At 61.7% G+C, this 15,064-nt stretch carries 16 protein-coding genes, 1 tRNA gene and 2 pseudogenes; 11 read left to right on the top strand and 8 right to left on the bottom strand.

Annotated elements, in window-relative coordinates; all coding sequences use genetic code 11:
• Window positions 1-104: 104 nt before the first annotated feature.
• Complete coding sequence (locus tag AC0L15_RS32520) at window positions 105-455, bottom strand: hypothetical protein (RefSeq protein WP_023803159.1); 351 nt, start codon at window positions 453-455, stop codon at window positions 105-107.
• A 180-nt stretch (window positions 456-635) separates the two neighbouring features.
• Between AC0L15_RS32520 and AC0L15_RS32515 the strand changes: the two genes are divergently transcribed.
• From AC0L15_RS32515 to AC0L15_RS32500, 4 genes and pseudogenes are all read left to right on the top strand, one after another.
• Window positions 636-821 carry a hypothetical protein gene (locus AC0L15_RS32515; protein ID WP_128170739.1) on the top strand — a complete coding sequence of 62 codons (186 nt, stop codon included), beginning with the start codon at window positions 636-638 and terminating at the stop codon, window positions 819-821.
• A gap of 87 nt (window positions 822-908) precedes the next feature.
• A complete protein-coding gene (locus tag AC0L15_RS32510; RefSeq protein ID WP_287247638.1) occupies window positions 909-1,127 on the top strand; it encodes a KTSC domain-containing protein in 219 nt (72 codons plus the stop codon).
• Window positions 1,128-1,584: 457 nt separating this feature from the next.
• Window positions 1,585-2,192: pseudogene (locus tag AC0L15_RS32505) on the top strand (ATP-dependent DNA ligase).
• Between the two features lie 371 nt (window positions 2,193-2,563).
• On the top strand, window positions 2,564-2,758 hold the full coding sequence (locus AC0L15_RS32500) for a hypothetical protein (protein WP_023803155.1): 195 nt from the start codon (window positions 2,564-2,566) through the stop codon (window positions 2,756-2,758).
• A gap of 47 nt (window positions 2,759-2,805) precedes the next feature.
• Here the strand turns inward: AC0L15_RS32500 and AC0L15_RS32495 are convergent, their stop codons facing one another.
• On the bottom strand, window positions 2,806-3,291 hold the full coding sequence (locus AC0L15_RS32495) for a hypothetical protein (RefSeq protein WP_473498349.1): 486 nt from the start codon (window positions 3,289-3,291) through the stop codon (window positions 2,806-2,808).
• Window positions 3,292-3,524: 233 nt separating this feature from the next.
• Here AC0L15_RS32495 and AC0L15_RS32490 point away from each other — a divergent pair, with 233 nt between their 5' ends.
• Together AC0L15_RS32490 and AC0L15_RS32485 are read left to right on the top strand one after the other, a co-directional pair.
• The gene (locus AC0L15_RS32490) at window positions 3,525-3,848 is read left to right on the top strand and encodes a hypothetical protein (RefSeq protein WP_473498347.1); all 324 of its coding nucleotides are present in this window, start codon (window positions 3,525-3,527) and stop codon (window positions 3,846-3,848) included.
• Between the two features lie 319 nt (window positions 3,849-4,167).
• Entirely contained in the window at window positions 4,168-4,488 is a 321-nt protein-coding gene (locus AC0L15_RS32485; protein ID WP_287247634.1) for a hypothetical protein, read from the top strand.
• Between the two features lie 238 nt (window positions 4,489-4,726).
• On the opposite strand, the gene AC0L15_RS32480 is transcribed toward AC0L15_RS32485, so the two are convergent.
• Both AC0L15_RS32480 and AC0L15_RS32475 read right to left on the bottom strand, forming a co-directional pair.
• On the bottom strand, window positions 4,727-5,056 hold the full coding sequence (locus AC0L15_RS32480; RefSeq protein WP_287066052.1) for a hypothetical protein: 330 nt from the start codon (window positions 5,054-5,056) through the stop codon (window positions 4,727-4,729).
• Between the two features lie 126 nt (window positions 5,057-5,182).
• Window positions 5,183-5,323 (bottom strand): annotated as a pseudogene (locus tag AC0L15_RS32475) (XRE family transcriptional regulator); the annotation flags it as partial.
• 216 nt (window positions 5,324-5,539) lie between these two features.
• Between AC0L15_RS32475 and AC0L15_RS32470 the strand changes: the two are divergent.
• Window positions 5,540-5,890: a hypothetical protein gene (locus tag AC0L15_RS32470; protein WP_287247632.1), complete on the top strand. Its 351-nt coding sequence runs from the start codon at window positions 5,540-5,542 to the stop codon at window positions 5,888-5,890.
• A gap of 275 nt (window positions 5,891-6,165) precedes the next feature.
• On the opposite strand, the gene AC0L15_RS32465 is transcribed toward AC0L15_RS32470, so the two are convergent.
• The 3 genes from AC0L15_RS32465 to AC0L15_RS32455 all read right to left on the bottom strand — a co-directional run bounded on the left by AC0L15_RS32465 (window position 6,166) and on the right by AC0L15_RS32455 (window position 7,938).
• Window positions 6,166-6,456 carry a hypothetical protein gene (locus tag AC0L15_RS32465; protein ID WP_156941597.1) on the bottom strand — a complete coding sequence of 97 codons (291 nt, stop codon included), beginning with the start codon at window positions 6,454-6,456 and terminating at the stop codon, window positions 6,166-6,168.
• Window positions 6,457-6,734: 278 nt separating this feature from the next.
• A tRNA-Gln gene (locus tag AC0L15_RS32460) sits at window positions 6,735-6,808 on the bottom strand.
• A 197-nt stretch (window positions 6,809-7,005) separates the two neighbouring features.
• Window positions 7,006-7,938, bottom strand: coding sequence for a lysylphosphatidylglycerol synthase domain-containing protein (locus AC0L15_RS32455; RefSeq protein WP_287247629.1), 933 nt, complete (start codon window positions 7,936-7,938; stop codon window positions 7,006-7,008).
• 516 nt (window positions 7,939-8,454) lie between these two features.
• On the opposite strand from AC0L15_RS32455, the gene AC0L15_RS32450 reads away from it, so the two are divergent.
• On the top strand, window positions 8,455-9,828 hold the full coding sequence (locus AC0L15_RS32450) for a Ppx/GppA phosphatase family protein (RefSeq protein ID WP_287247627.1): 1,374 nt from the start codon (window positions 8,455-8,457) through the stop codon (window positions 9,826-9,828).
• A 136-nt stretch (window positions 9,829-9,964) separates the two neighbouring features.
• Entirely contained in the window at window positions 9,965-10,675 is a 711-nt protein-coding gene (locus tag AC0L15_RS32445; RefSeq protein WP_091591623.1) for an RlmE family RNA methyltransferase, read from the top strand.
• Between the two features lie 220 nt (window positions 10,676-10,895).
• On the opposite strand, the gene AC0L15_RS32440 is transcribed toward AC0L15_RS32445, so the two are convergent.
• On the bottom strand, window positions 10,896-12,317 hold the full coding sequence (locus AC0L15_RS32440) for an MFS transporter (RefSeq protein WP_473498344.1): 1,422 nt from the start codon (window positions 12,315-12,317) through the stop codon (window positions 10,896-10,898).
• A 379-nt stretch (window positions 12,318-12,696) separates the two neighbouring features.
• Here AC0L15_RS32440 and guaB point away from each other — a divergent pair, with 379 nt between their 5' ends.
• Window positions 12,697-14,199: an IMP dehydrogenase gene (guaB, locus tag AC0L15_RS32435; protein ID WP_287193598.1), complete on the top strand. Its 1,503-nt coding sequence runs from the start codon at window positions 12,697-12,699 to the stop codon at window positions 14,197-14,199.
• Between the two features lie 25 nt (window positions 14,200-14,224).
• The gene (locus tag AC0L15_RS32430) at window positions 14,225-14,767 is read left to right on the top strand and encodes a hypothetical protein (protein ID WP_473498342.1); all 543 of its coding nucleotides are present in this window, start codon (window positions 14,225-14,227) and stop codon (window positions 14,765-14,767) included.
• The last annotated feature ends 297 nt before the right edge of the window (window positions 14,768-15,064 follow it).

Below are 15,064 nucleotides of genomic sequence, written 5' to 3'. Positions count from 1 at the left end.
CGCGTCGACCTTAATCAAGACGCTTCGGTGCGAGTGGATCCACGGCTTCATCGCCGACTTCTTCAACACTATCGACCAGAAGCCGACATTTGCTGTTCTGCCTCCTATAACCCTGCGAGGGCATGGGCAGAAGCCGAGACGGCGAAGACTGTCGAGATCAGCTTGGATTGCCAATGCCGCATATCGAAGAGCGCGAACTGTGCAGCCAGGCGAATGGCCCAGAAAGCGGCTCCGAAAAACAGAAGTGGCGGCCAAATTAGCCCCCGGTACCAAAGCCAAAGCAATGTTGCGCCGTAAGACACAAAGGTGAACGTCAGCATGACATTCAGAGTTTGAGTGATTGCTGCGTTTAGGTTGCCCGAACCCTTCAGCCGGGCCGGCCATCCGAAAAGCCGCCAAAATCCTAGATGGAAGGCGGCGAAGGCAAGATCGAGCACAGCAGCGAGCATCAGCATGCGAAAACAATACCGCTAGAAACGTCCGCTCTCCACCCCGACACAGGGACACTCTGGCAATCGCCGGTATGGGTACCAAGCGTTGGATTTTGACCACTAGGTCCCAAACATTCCTGACCCCTAACGGAACCATTCCGTGACCTGCGAGTTGCGGCTCGGGCGGGGTTGGGACATGCAGACATGGCAAAGCGTGATGCAGCGGGCCATAAGACCCTTGCCGATGCCGTTCGCGAATTGATCGGCACCGAAGACAATCGTCGTAACGTACATAAGCTGCTTGGGCTGGAGGTCGAACCAGAACTGCCGCCAACCCTAGCTTCATTGCTTGAGGCGATTGGTAAGGCTGGTCGGGACGAAACCCCCTAGCTGCATGGGTCATCTGGCCGATTTTTAAATTGCCGTGCTGGGAACCAACGGGGCCACAATTCCGCGCCGAACCAAGGCGTGAACGTCATGCCGTCCACCTCGATAAGCAAAACGGAATACGATCCGGATCGTAGGACCCTCTCAGTGTGGTTCGTGGCCAGCGGCAAATGCTACCAGTTTGAGGATGTGCCGCCGGAGACCTTCGCCGAGTTCCGAGCCGCATTCGCCAAGGGCCGCTTCTTCAACGAGCGCATCCGCAATCGATTCCCGCACCGCCTGGTCGGGACCGCCAACTATTCTGGATGACCCCAGCCGTATGCGAAAGCCAACTCACCTATTCATCGAGCTTCAACGGCTCATGGTCGGGAAGATAATGATGCAGCACCTCGCCAAGGTTTCGCTTGTCGAACGTTTGGCCACACACGGGGCAGAACTCGAAATGCTCTGCTTCGTCCTTCGCAGGCGGCCCGTGGCGCTTGCCTTGATCCCGGTTGCGGGGTCTCGGCCCACGTTGATTGTCCCGAACTGTGATAGGGACGGCCCGACAGCCGCTGCGGAGTAGGCAACCGACCGTCGGGCCTAACCGGCGGGGTGTGGGCGTGTCCTCCGGCTGGGACGAATAATAAGCCGTTTCATGCATCATTGCTAATTTAGCAAATGATCATGATCCGTTCCCCTAGCCACCAGATAGGACGGGCCTAGACTCGATTCCGTGCGTAAACGAGTGAGTGCCGGCGCTGGCCGACTAGAGTTCATTCCTCCGATGATGCCAACCTTGGTGGCCAAGCCGCGTCAAGGCGATGACTGGATGCATGAAGCCAAATTCGACGGCTACCGCTCCCAAATCATTATCGGCGCCGGCGGTGCGCGCATTTTCACCCGCCGCGGACTCGACTGGACCTCCAAATACCGCGATCTGGTCGAGGCAGCCAAAGGTCTCAACGTACAGAACGCCATCATCGGCGGCGAAGTCGTCGTCTTAAATGACGCTGGCCTTCGGATTTTGCCGCGCTGCGCAAGGCAATCACGAGGCGCCAGCACGACCTCTATTTCGTCGCGTTCGATCTGCTGCATCTTAACGGCCACGACTTGCGCGACGTGGCACTTGAGGATCGGCGGGAAATCCTGGCCGGCCTTATTGGGTCTGATAGTCGAATCCAGTTCAGCGAGACGATGCCAGGCGAGGCTAATGCGATCTATCATCTGATCGACGCTACCGGCCTGGAGGGGATGGTATCGAAGCGTCGAGACAGCAAATATCGCAGCGGTCCGACCACCAATTGGCTGAAAACCAAGTCCTTCACCGAAAGCGAGTTCGAGCCTCTCGGAGTTCAACGCGAGAGGGGCAGCCGGCGTTGCTCTGATGGCTGAGCCAGGCACCAGGAAATATGTCGGCAGTGCGTTTGTGAGCGTCAACCGCGAGATGCGGGAGCGGTTGTGGAAGCCGCGTGCAGGAACATGCCGGGCCACCGCCCAAGGATATGCCAAAGCGGCCGGCAACGCAGTGGGTCAAGCCGGGGCATCAAGGCCCGCGTGAAGCATCTAAGGGGCGAGGAGGATCTTCGGCACGCATCGCTGCAGGATTTCCGGGAAGAGAATTGAAGGCCGCGCCAGATTGAGCGAGGCCGGACTCGCGAAATTCGCAATAAAGCGTACAATCCCAACGTCGTCCGTACCGAATAGAGGCATCGCGGACGCTGGGGAGCTGGCAGTGCTTCCGCCCTAGAGGCAGGAGGGCTGAGATGGCGAAAGCCCAGGCAGGCGCCCAGGTATCGGTTTTTGACTGCGATATCCTGCGCAGCGCCTTCATAAAAACCGTGATCGAAGAGAATATCCCCGAAGACAAATGGCGGTCGGTTGCCGCGCTTTTGATCAGCGACTTTACCGGGAGCGATGACGTCGATCCTGACTTGCTGGAATGGATCGTGCGCAAGTAGCCAGAGCTACCCAGCCGTTAGTCTTTTGTCGCCTGCCGCGCTCGTTGCTATGCCTTTTTCGGTACTAGAAAGCCAAAGGCAAAGTGAGACGCCTCTACCTGGATTTTCGCGAGGTCGCTAGCAGCCGCCCGAATTACATCGGCAGTCACCTCAAAGAATTGGTGTGTTGCATTTTGCCGGTTGACTGAGAGTTTCTGCCAAGCCTTCTTTTCTACGAGGTATGCGCTCCACGGACCGTGAACGACACGATTGCGAAACGTGTTGAGTTCGCGCATCTGCTGGACGAGGCGATCGCGCTCGGCAAGGTCATTCGGTTCGGTGGTGTGTTGGTCGATGATCTGACCATGCAGAGTGATTTTGTTATTCAAGTTGTTCGCTTTCCGCAGCTTCGGTTGGTCGGCGCCAAGCGCGGACAGCCAATGATCGATATGGAATTTCAGAAATCCAAACTGCATTATCAAGCGCCCTATCGGCTCGTAAAAATCGCTGTCGTAGCGCTCGATCATCTCCGATATGGATTTTGGACGTTCCATTATCGTGCTCACACTGACGAAAAACGCAACGAGCCGATGAAGCGGATGCTTCAAGACGCCGCGCCGTTGCCGCACACGATAGCGAGAAGGTTGCAAAGAGTCCGGCCGAAAGAAATGAGGCCCCTGAGCTAATATCAACCCAATGTCAAAGAGTGGGCGTCCCCTATTGCCGACGCCCTCGTTTTCAGGATTATATTCCTCCCCGTTGCGGCGAGCCCTCAACGGAGATCGCCATGCCCAAAAAGACCCTCGCCGACACCCTAGCCGCCCGCGACACCAATTGTGCGCACCCGATGTGCTGCAAATCGAGGAAGCTCGACATCCAGGCGCTGATTGACAGGCTCGGCCGTGACCACGGCTCGATGCATGACGACCTGGTCGGGCTCTTTATCTGCTCAAACTGCAAGGCTGCCGGTCGTGATCGACGGCAGGTGTTCTTCACTACGAAGGCCAGCAGCGGGCGCGCAATCGCGACTGGAAGCCAACTTTCGAACGAGCGGGCTGACCGCCACTTGGGGGGGCGTTGGGGTAGATTGCCTTGCCGGGCGCCGGCCTAGCGGATTGGCGTCCGCCGCCTTGATACTACCGAGCTTGGGGAGATCCGAGTAATCCCGTGATCGCGGAAGCCATTGTGGAGGAACTCAGTCCAAATGGTCGCGTTATGCTACCTAAGGATTTTTTCCGATGGCTGACGATAGGGACAGAACACCCAGCGGGGCCCCTGACGACTCTATCGTTCAGCGCTTGGTTAAAGAGGCGAATATAACCGAAGAGCAGGCTCGCGAGCTTATCGCTCTTCTGGGGCCCGACTGGCCGTCACTTATGCGGGAAGCCCGATTTCTAACTCGAAAACGCTAGGCGCCGTGAGTTACGGCAATGGATCCGTGGCAAATCGACAACGTGTACGTAGAGAGGTCGCGGTTGCAGGTTGATGCCAGGCGGGCCACGATTGCGGAGATGCGATCCGTCATGGAGGAGAGCCGGCGCATTCTCGCTCGATCCCAAAATCTTTTGCGCCGCATCCATCAAAAGGAAAGTTCCGCCGCAGATGCCGACGACGACAACCTACATCGTAAGCGTGTTCGAAAAGCCGCATTGGCGCGCGGTGCTGACCACCAAGGACAAGGCAAAGGCGCTGGCAGAGAGATCGGCGACAAAGTGCGGGTCGAAGAGATCACGCCGAAGGTGAAGAAATGATAAGCGGCCGGATATATATATCATTCAGCCGACGGAACGTTTGTTACCCGCCCGGTGTTATCACAATGATCCCCGCATAGGGATCATAAAGGGCCTTGTCCCCTCTTGGCCCCAGTTTGAGTCCGCTGTCTCCCGGAAGTGTCCAGTTGCGCAACGTTCGCGCTTTTGGAGCCGTCGACAGCGGACCCGACGCACCTCCTAGACGCAAAACAGATCATCTGTCGGATGGCGAAGTCAGCTAAGCCGTGATGCCGACCGCTGGCCTGCCTCTGCGGTCCGATCCTGGCAAGATATTGTCACCTACTAGACGGTCCTCGGACGATAGTTTGGGCGGTATGAAAGGACCGGTAGCGCCGATCTCGCCTAGCCAATCCTCGTAGCCAGTGTTCATTTTGGACGTGAGTTCATCGGGATGATGTATCCCGGACTGGAATAGGCTCATGAGCCGCCGGCCGAAGTGTTCCCACGCCGGATGGCCTTCGGGAATTCCTGCCTCTGTGCAATAGTCCTTGAGAACCTTTGCCAGCGTGGCGAGTTGCTCGGAGTCGAGATGATCGTCAAATGACATCGCTTTATCCCTCGCGTGGGGCGAAAGCGTGATCGACTCTTCCAAGCGCCAGCGCCCGTTCTGTTGGATGGCGACGATGCTTCTGTACGCTTCCGGACGAATTTAGCGAGTCAAATCCGCTCGTCTTCATTTCCGCAACCTCACACCGGCGCCGCCGCCGTTCTCGGGGATGAACTCGACGCCGGCCCATTCGAGCGCTGCCTGAAGGTCAAGCAGAGTGCGGTCATACGGCGCCCGCTTCCCAGCTTCAAAATTTGTCAAGATCGCCGCCCGCCATCCTTCGCGGATGCAATGCGCGGTCAATGCCGATCTACAAGGTGGTTGAGAACTTCATGGAGTTTCTCGAAGCACCGGCAGAGCGTCACTGACGGGCGGCAAACTCTGCCGCTGCTAGCCCGCTGCCTTCAAGGTGGCGGGCTTTTTGTCGCTGAGGAACCATACGCGGCGGCGGCCGTTGAGCCCCCACCCAAAAGGGAGATCACAATGGCCGACGACCCAAACGAAGACGCAAAGCCGACGGAGAGGCAGCGCGAAGCGCAGGAGGCCTTGGAGAAGCAAGTTGCGCAACTGAAACGCGAGATCAACAAGATCAATCGGACGCTCGCGGAGCACGCTGAAGAGGTGGTCGAGGAAGCTACTGGTTGGTATGAGGGCGCGGCCGATAGCGTGTCTCGGACAACGCAAGCACTTCGCAAAAGGGCGTCTACTGCTTCCGGTGTCGCTCAAGAAAATCCTGGCACGGTATCGTCCGCCTTCATGCTGGGCGCGGCTGTAGGCTTGCTGTTGGGCCTTGTTCTTGTGGCCGGCGACCAGCGCCGGGAGCGCTGGTTCTAACACGCCCAAATGAGCCCAGAGACTCCGCCGCCTCACGGTGGCGGTCTATGGGCGGGATCAAATTCCGAATATGGCAGCTAGATAGTCCCCATGCAGGATCAAAGCCGCGCCCGCCGCAATGGATAGGGCAGAAAGCAAACGCAAGCGATGCTGCCCCAATTCGTGATGTCCAACGCCCTTTGGAAGTGTGGAGGATCGATCCACTTCTCAGCGTCCCAAAGCATATCGTATCGTGCCGAGGACGCGTAATTGAACGAGTGCATCGACCAGTTGATCTAAGCGAAGAAACCCGATGCCAGCGCCATCAGAAGGCCAGCCACGAAGCACCAGACCGGGGCTTTGAATGCTTCCAGCGTCGCAGGTTGGCTGGCTGGATTGTTCAGCAACGAAAACATGCCGAACAGCGCACCAGAATGGACTAGCACCAGCGACGCGGTCAACCAACGACCCCACTCGGCGGCAACCTGGAAAGTCGCGCGCTGAGACGTTTTGAGATCGTGGTAAACTAATGCAGCCGCGCTATCCCTGTCCATCATCGGCGTTTTAGAGTGCTCAGTTTCTGTCATGTATGAAATCTCGCGTTGATTCCCCGGCGGGATTGTCGCACGGACCTGCCGACAGTCGCAGGAAAAGAATTGGCGACCGGCGAAGGCGCGCTCTCTATAGGAACATGGCGGGAACAAATTGGCTGATCCGTGTTGCAATCGTGTTGCACGGACAGAAAGGGACGGGGCGGGACATGCCCGGAATGCAAGGGTTTGCGCGCTACAGGGCAGGAAAACCCATGCAACACGTTTCGGTCGCGATTGTTCTGCATAAGGGCTGATTTAATTGCGGAAACTGTTGGCTGGGGAACCTGGATTCGAACCAGGACTAACGGAGTCAGAGTCCGTGGGTCTACCGTTAACCTATTCCCCAGCAGGCGCGGCTGTTGAAAACCACGCGGCAGGGCGACGATGGCGCCGCGCGTGCCTTGTAGCCGCCGCCGGAAAATAGTCAAGCCTGCCGAAGGCTTTTCAATCGGCGCGATTGCCTCAGGTTTTGACTTGCTCACTCTTGCCCATTCCGGGGCGAGGGCTCTCCCTTCTCCCACAAGCGGAGAGGGGCGGCGCCCCTCAATTCTCCCTTCGCCCGAGCTGCGAGTGCTCGAAATACAGCACGACGCCGAGCGCCATCACCAGCGGGATGATCAGGTAGAACAGCCGGAACACCAGCAGTGCTGCCAGCACGCCGACCGGGTCCATATGCGACAGGCCGGTCAGGAAGACGACCTCGAACACGCCGAGCCCGCCCGGCGCATGCGAGATCTGGGCGACCGAGAACGACATCAGGAAGACGCCGAGCACGACGAAGTATCCGGGATTGCCAGCTTCAGGCAGGGCGAAGAAGATGATCGCCGCCGCCGCCAGCAGCTCGATCGGGCCGACCAGCAATTGCCGCGCGACGATCGGCAGCGCCGGATAATGGACCTGGAACCTTCCGATCTTCAGCGGCCTGAGATGCAGCCAGCTGCCGAAGACATAGGCCGCCACCACGAGCAGCATCGCGAGCCCCGCCGCCTGCGAAAGCCGATGATGCGGCGTGCCGGAAAAACGGTCGACGATCTCCGGTGCGAGCACCAGCACGATGCCTGAAACCAACACCGTCGACAGCACGAAGGTGATCCAGCAGATCGCCACCAGAATGCCGACGTCCTGTCCGGTCAGCCCCCTGGTTCCGTAAGCGCGGTAGCGGATCACCGCGCCTGAAAAAACCGAGCCGCCGATATTGTGCGACAGCGCGTAGGTGGTGAAGGAGCACAGGGTGACGAACAGCCACGACACCTTCTTGCCGATATGCAGGAGCGCGATGTGATCGTAGCCGGCCAGCGACGCATAGGCGATGACTGAGCTCAAAGCGGCGAGCACCCAGCCGCGGGCAGGGATGGCGACGATGCCGTCCCAGACGTCGTCGAGCGAGATGCCACGCAGTTCGTGCAGCAGCAGCCATAGCGAGAAGACGACCGCCGCAACGCCGACGACCGGCCAGAAATAACGCCTCCAGTTCATGGCGTGACGATCATGCGTTGCAGCCCCGTTGCCCGTTCGGTTCGCGTCAGGAACTCTGCCCGCGATTTCGAATGTTTCATCCCCGCCATTTCAGAAATGCCTTATCGAAGCCGGCTATTCAACTGCGAAGGCGCGTTGCTGCGGGAGAAGGAAAGGCTGGCGATCCTTCGCGCCCCCCTCTGTCCTGCCGGACATCTCCCCCACAAGGAGGGAGATTGGCAGCTTTGGCGCTCCGCCCGTTTCTGCGACGGTAGGGATTGGCGAAAGCGGCGGTGAGGGCCGATCTCCCCCCAAGTGGGGGAGATGCCAAGTTTTGGCAAAGAGGGCAGGACAGAGGGGGGGCGCTGTCCCGCCATCATCGGGACGAGCGGAGCGGCGAGACAATGCCAGCGACAAAATTCGACCCCTGCGCTCTTGGTGATCCGGCCCGGCGCTGCTAGTCTGGCGTCAACTTGGAACACGTGAAAGCGCCTGCTGCGTCCCGTCTCCGGTTCGCGCGGCGCGGAAGGAACTGAAGTGGAAGACCACGACACCGGCGCCGGCGCGCCGGAAGTGGGCGTGTCCAGGGCTTCGCCGCCGCCTTCGGGTCAGGCGAGCCCACCCGCCGGCCGGCACAATGGCCGCCCGGTGCAGCCTTGGTCCGGTCACGGACAGGCAGGCGACGCGTCCCAGCATCAGAATGGCCAGAAGGCTAAGACCAGGAAGCGGCGCAAACGTCGGCGCGGCCGCAAGGTTTTCGCGCGCGACGACGCTCGCCTCGCTGCGGCCGGAGTGGCGGTGGCTGCTGTCAGCGCTCCAGCCAGCCGCCCGCCCGCGGCGATCGTCGCGCCCTTGCCTTCGGTTGCGCCAGGCCGGCCGGAGCCGGCTGCTCGCCGCCCGCCGCTGCAGGAACTGCCGGTGTTTGCGGCACTCGATCTCGGCACCAACAATTGCCGGCTGCTGGTGGCGGTGCCGACGCGCCACGGCCAGTTCCGCGTCATCGACGCTTTCTCGCGCATCGTCAGGCTGGGCGAGGGCCTCACCGCCAATGGCCGGCTCGGGCAGCCAGCGATGGACCGTGCGGTCGAGGCGCTGAAGATCTGCGGTGACAAATTGCGCAACCGCAAGATCAGGAAGGCCCGGCTGATCGCCACCGAAGCCTGCCGCACGGCCGCCAACGGCGCCGAGTTCCTCGACCGCGTCGAGCGCGAGGCGGGGTTGAAACTCGAGATCATCGACCGCCAGACCGAGGCGCGGCTGGCGGTGTCGGGCTGCGGCTCGCTGGTCGACCGCGACACGCAAGGCGTCGTCCTGTTCGATATCGGCGGCGGCTCCTCGGAAATCGCGCTGATCGATCTCACCGGCCACCGCTCGCCGAGGCTCGCCAACCACATCGTCTCCTGGACGTCGCTGCCGGTCGGCGTCGTCTCGCTGGCCGAGCGCTTCGGCGGCCGCGCCGTCACCCGTGAGATCTTTGCCGCCATGGTCGAGGATGTGGCTGTGCGCCTGCACGCCTTCGACGGGCGCGACCGGCTGAGCCATGTGCTCGCCAGCCCGAAATTCCACTTGCTCGGCACCTCGGGCACGGTGACGACGCTGGCCGGCGTCCACCTCGACCTGGACCGCTACGACCGCCGCCGCGTCGACGGGCTGTGGATGGACCGCCACAGCGTCGACCGCATGGTCGAAAAACTGGTCGGATGGGATTTTCAGCAGCGCGTCGCCAATCCTTGCATCGGCGCCGATCGCGCCGATCTGGTGCTGGCCGGCTGCGCCATTCTGGAAGCGATCCGCGCGGTGTGGCCGTCGGAGCGGCTGCGCGTCGCCGACCGCGGCCTGCGCGAGGGCATATTGAGCGAATTGATGGCCGACGACGGTGTCTGGCGCAGCAATGGGCGTGGCAGAGCATGATCCCGAAAAGTGGCAGCCGGTTTTCGGAAAAGATCATGCTCAGACCAGAATGCATGATCCCGAACCGCAGGACCGCGTCAGCGAAAAGTGGCAGCCGGTTTTCGGAAAATATCATGCTCAAACAAGAAGTCAGGCAATGACCAGGAAACCGGAAAAACCAGGCTCTGCCGGCATTCGCGTGCTGAAGACGCGGATCAAGAAGAAAAGCGGCCTGAAGGAATCGTCGCGCCGCTGGCTGCAGCGCCACATCAACGACCCCTATGTCCAGCGTTCCAAGGCCGACGGCTACCGCTCGCGCGCGGCCTACAAGCTGATCGAGATCGACGACAAGCACCATCTGCTCAAGCCCGGCATGAAAGTCATCGACCTTGGCGCGGCACCCGGCGGCTGGTGCCAGGTCGCCGCCGCGCGCACGAAATCGACGGCCGAACACCCGCATGTCGTCGGCATCGACTATCTGGAGATGGACGCGGTGCCCGGCGCGCCGGTGCTGTTGATGGATTTTCTCGACCCACAGGCGCCGGAAAAGCTCGCCGAAACGCTCGGCGGCCAACCGGACATCGTTTTGTCCGACATGGCCGCACCCACCACCGGCCATCGCCGGACCGATCACATCCGCACCATGTATCTGTGCGAGGTGGCCGCCGATTTCGCCCTCTCGGTGCTGAAGCCGGGCGGCCATTTCCTCGCCAAGACTTTCCAGGGCGGCGCCGAGAACGAATTGCTCGCCAGGCTCAAGCAGAACTTCCGCTCGGTCCACCACGTCAAACCGCCGGCCTCGCGCGACGAGTCGGTGGAGCTTTATCTGCTGGCGAAGGATTTTAAAGGCGGAAGCGGGGCAGGGTAAAACCGCTCTGTAGCGATCCTTTGCGCCCCCTCTGTCCTGCCGGACATCTCCCCCACTTGGGGGGAGATCGGCCGTCATCCCGGCTTTCGCCAATCGCCTACGCTGAGGAAGAAGGTGCGGCCGACGAAGCTGCCAATCTCCCCCCAAGTGGGGGAGATGTCCGGCAGGACAGAGGGGGGCGCTGTCCCGCCGGCACCAAAAGGTTCTGCACCGCCCGCCCTCAACCGCCCTGCGGACCAGACACCCCCAGCGTCTTCGGCGCCGTCAGCCCGCCATGTCCCGATACGGCGTTGCCGGCATCGGGCGCCAGCCGCATGAATGACAGCGATGCAGCGGCCGACACCGCCGCGACAATGAAGAACGCGACGTGGAAGTCGCTCAGCGTCAGCGCCCCGCCATCGATTGTCGTCGACACTTCCAGGACGCCGCCGGCCAGCGCCACGCCGAGCGCGATCGACAGCTGCTGGAACATTGCGGCGATCGGCGTTGCCCTGCTGGTGTCGGCGGTCGAAATCTCGGCATAGGCAAGCGCGTTGATGCCGGTGAAGAACATCGAGCGGATGAAGCCGCCGGCGAGCAAGATGGCGAGGGTCAGCAGATAGGGCGTCTCGGGCGTCAGCAGGCCGTTGATGGCAATCGACGCCGCCGCGATCAGCGAGCCGAAGATCAGCACGCGGCGGAAGCCGGCGACCCGGAAGATCAGCGCGGTGACGAATTTCATGCCGATGGCGCCGATCGCCGCCACGAAGGTGATCATTCCCGACTGGAACGGCGTCAGCCCGAAGCCGATCTGGAACATCAGCGGCAAAAGGAAGGGTACGGCGCCGATGCCGATGCGGAACAGCCCGCCGCCGAGGACCGAGGCGCGGAACACCTGGTTGCGGAACAGTTCGAGCGCCAGCAGCGGATTTTTGGCGCGGCGCGCATGCGGGAGGTAAAGCACGGCTGAAACCAGCCCGACAGCCACGGTGAGGAAGCCGGCAATCGGCGGCAATGCCGGCAGGCTGACCACCGACAGGCCGAAAACGATGCCCGATGCTGCCAGCCCGCTCAGCACGAAGCCGATGAAATCGAGCGGCGGCGTCGGCGCCGCTTCGGTCTCCGGCAGGAAGCGCGTGGCCAGCCAGATGCCGATCAGCCCGATCGGCACATTGATCAGGAAGATCCAGTGCCAGCTGAAATAGGTGGTGATGAAACCGCCGACCGGCGGCCCGACGAGCGGCCCGAGCAATGCCGGAACGGTCAGCCACGACATCGCGGCGACGAGCTCGCTCTTCGGCGTGGCGCGCACCAGCACCAGCCGTCCCACCGGCGTCATCATGGCGCCGCCAATGCCTTGCAGGAAGCGTGAGACCACGAAGGCCGGCAGCGAATTCGACACCGCGCAAGCAATCGAACCGACGATGAACACCGCGATTGCGGCGCGAAACACGGCCTTGGCGCCAAAATGGTCGGCCATCCAGCCGCTGATCGGAATGAACACCGCCAGCGACACCAGATAGGCGGTCAGCGCCAGCTTGAGCGCCACCGGGCTGGTCTGGAGGTCGACGGCGATCGCCGGCAGCGACGTTGCGATAACGGTCGAATCCATGTTTTCCATGAAAAGGGCGACCGCCAGGATAAGCGGAATGGTGCGGTTCATGGAGCGCGTCCGGATTCGATTGTTGCCGACCGGGGCAAGCCGACAGGCAGGGCGGTTACCACGGGTTGCGTTGGATGTCGCCTTAACTTGCTGTCACATTTGTGCGACCTGGCACCGGGCATGCCCAACAAAACTCCGGAGCAGCGCCGTCGGCGAGGCGGCCGCTTCGGCTTTCGCCAATCACCAGCGGTGAATGCCGGTCGCCATCCGTCACCGGCCAAAGGCATTAAGCTGAGTTTGCAGCGCTGTCGTGCACAAGCAATCGGCTTTTCAACGGCGACGGGACGTGTTACGAGCCAGCGCCAATCCTGAAAGGGAAGAAGACGAGTCGGCGCTGTCCACCCGGTCCAGCGCTTTTCATGCATTCCGAGGGCTGGCCATGGCAAAGATTATCGAAACGTCAACGGGCGCATTGGCGCTGACCTTTGACGATGTGCTGCTGCAGCCGGGTCATTCCGAGGTCATGCCCGGCGAAACCGATATCCGCACCCGCATTGCCGGCGACATCGACCTCAACGTGCCGATCCTCTCCGCCGCCATGGATACCGTCACCGAGGCGCGTCTTGCCATCGCCATGGCCCAGGCCGGCGGTATCGGCGTCATCCACCGCAATTTCTCGCCGGCCGAGCAGGCCGAGCAGGTGCGGCAAGTCAAGAAATTCGAATCCGGCATGGTGGTGAACCCCGTCACCATCGGCCCCGATGCGACGCTCGCCGACGCCCTTGGGCTGATGCGCACCTATAGCATCTCGGGCATTCCGGTGGTCGAGAATGGCGGCGCTGGCGGGCACACGGTCGGCCGGCTGGTCGGCATCCTGACCAACCGCGACGTGCGCTTCGCCTCCGACCCGGCCCAGAAAGTCTACGAACTGATGACCCGTGAGAACCTGATCACGGTCAAGGAGAACGTCGATCAGGAAGAGGCCAAGCGGCTCCTGCACCAGCACCGCATCGAAAAGCTGGTCGTGGTCGATAGCGGCGGCAATTGCGTCGGATTGATCACCGTCAAGGACATCGAGAAGTCGCAGCTCAACCCGCACGCCACCAAGGACGTGCAGGGGCGCCTGCGCGCGGCGGCCGCCACCAGCGTCGGCGATGACGGTTTTGAGCGCGCCGAGCGGCTCATCGATGCCGGCGTCGACCTTTTGGTGATCGACACCGCGCATGGTCACTCACAACGCGTGCTCGATGCGGTGACGCGGGCCAAGAAACTGTCCAATTCGGTTCGCATCCTGGCCGGCAACGTCGCCACTTCAGAAGGCACGCTGGCGCTGATCGATGCCGGCGCCGATGCCGTCAAGGTCGGCATCGGCCCCGGCTCCATCTGCACCACCCGCATCGTCGCCGGCGTCGGCATGCCGCAGCTTTCGGCGATCATGTCGGCGGTCGAGACGGCGCAGAAATCGGGCGTCTCGGTCATCGCCGACGGCGGCATCAAATATTCCGGCGATCTCGCCAAGGCGCTCGCCGCCGGCGCCAGTGCCGCGATGATCGGGTCGCTGCTGGCCGGCACCGACGAGAGCCCGGGCGAAGTCTATCTGCACCAGGGCCGCTCGTTCAAAGCCTATCGCGGCATGGGCTCGGTCGGCGCCATGGCGCGTGGCTCCGCCGACCGCTATTTCCAGGCCGAGGTTCGCGACACGCTGAAACTGGTGCCGGAAGGCATCGAAGGCCAGGTGCCTTACAAAGGACCTGTGTCCGGCGTGCTGCACCAGCTTGCCGGCGGCCTGAAAGCCGCTATGGGCTATGTCGGCGGGCGCGACCTTGCCGATTTCCGCGACCGCGCCACCTTTGTACGCATATCCAACGCCGGACTTCGTGAAAGCCACGCCCATGACGTCACGATCACCCGCGAAAGCCCGAATTACCCCGGCGGAGCCTAACCAGATCGCACGAAGCCTGACGGCAATGATGCTGCGGCTGTCGCGCCACGCTGCCGCGCTCTGTTTTGTCTGCGCGGCGGTTTTCGTCGCCATGACGGCGATGGAGTTCCTCTATTTCCGCCAGCTGAGCGGCGGCCTGCCGTCGCTCGATTTGCGCTTTGCCGGGTTCACCCCGGACGAGGGCATGGCCTGGCTGACGGCGCTCGGCCGGCGCGGCAGCGAGATCATCCTGGTCTGGCATTATCTGACCTTCGACCTGCTGTTCCCGGCGCTGCTGTCGCTGACATTGGTCGGCCTGATCCTGGCCGCCGGGCGGCGGCTGAAGAACTTCCGGGCTCTGTCCGCCAAGCTTCAGTCGCTGTTCGCGCTCGTCCTGGTGCTGCCCTACACGCTTGCCGACTATGCGCAGAACATCGCCGTGGCCCGCATGCTCTCCGATTCCCTGTCGGCCAATCCGGACTCGCTGTCCTTCGCCTCGGCGCTGATCGTCACCAAATTCGCGCTTCTGGCGATACCGGTGACCGTCATCGCGGTATTTCGTTTGGCCGCTCAGAAACAGCGGGCGTAAGGACTTACAGCGCCACACGACGTCGTCACCATGAGCGGCATAGAGCCGGTCTGTCGAGATCCTTCGCGCCCCCCTCTGTTCTGCCGGACATCTCCCCCACGAGGGGCCACGAGGGGGGAGATTCGCAGTTTTCAGCGCTCCGCTTGTTCCTGCGACGTTGAAGATTGGCGAAAGGCGAGACGGCGGCCGATCCCCCCCAAGTGGGCATATGCGCTAAGATAGCTTCGGCATGGACTGAAATTTGCGCTTTCGTGGTGGTTCACGCCATCGATGTCGCAAGGCATGGAGATTTTGGCG

It is taken from the genome of Mesorhizobium sp. WSM4846 (genome assembly GCF_055811415.1).
The sequence above is the reverse complement of the archived record's forward strand: the minus strand, read 5'-3'. Positions and strand labels throughout refer to the sequence as shown.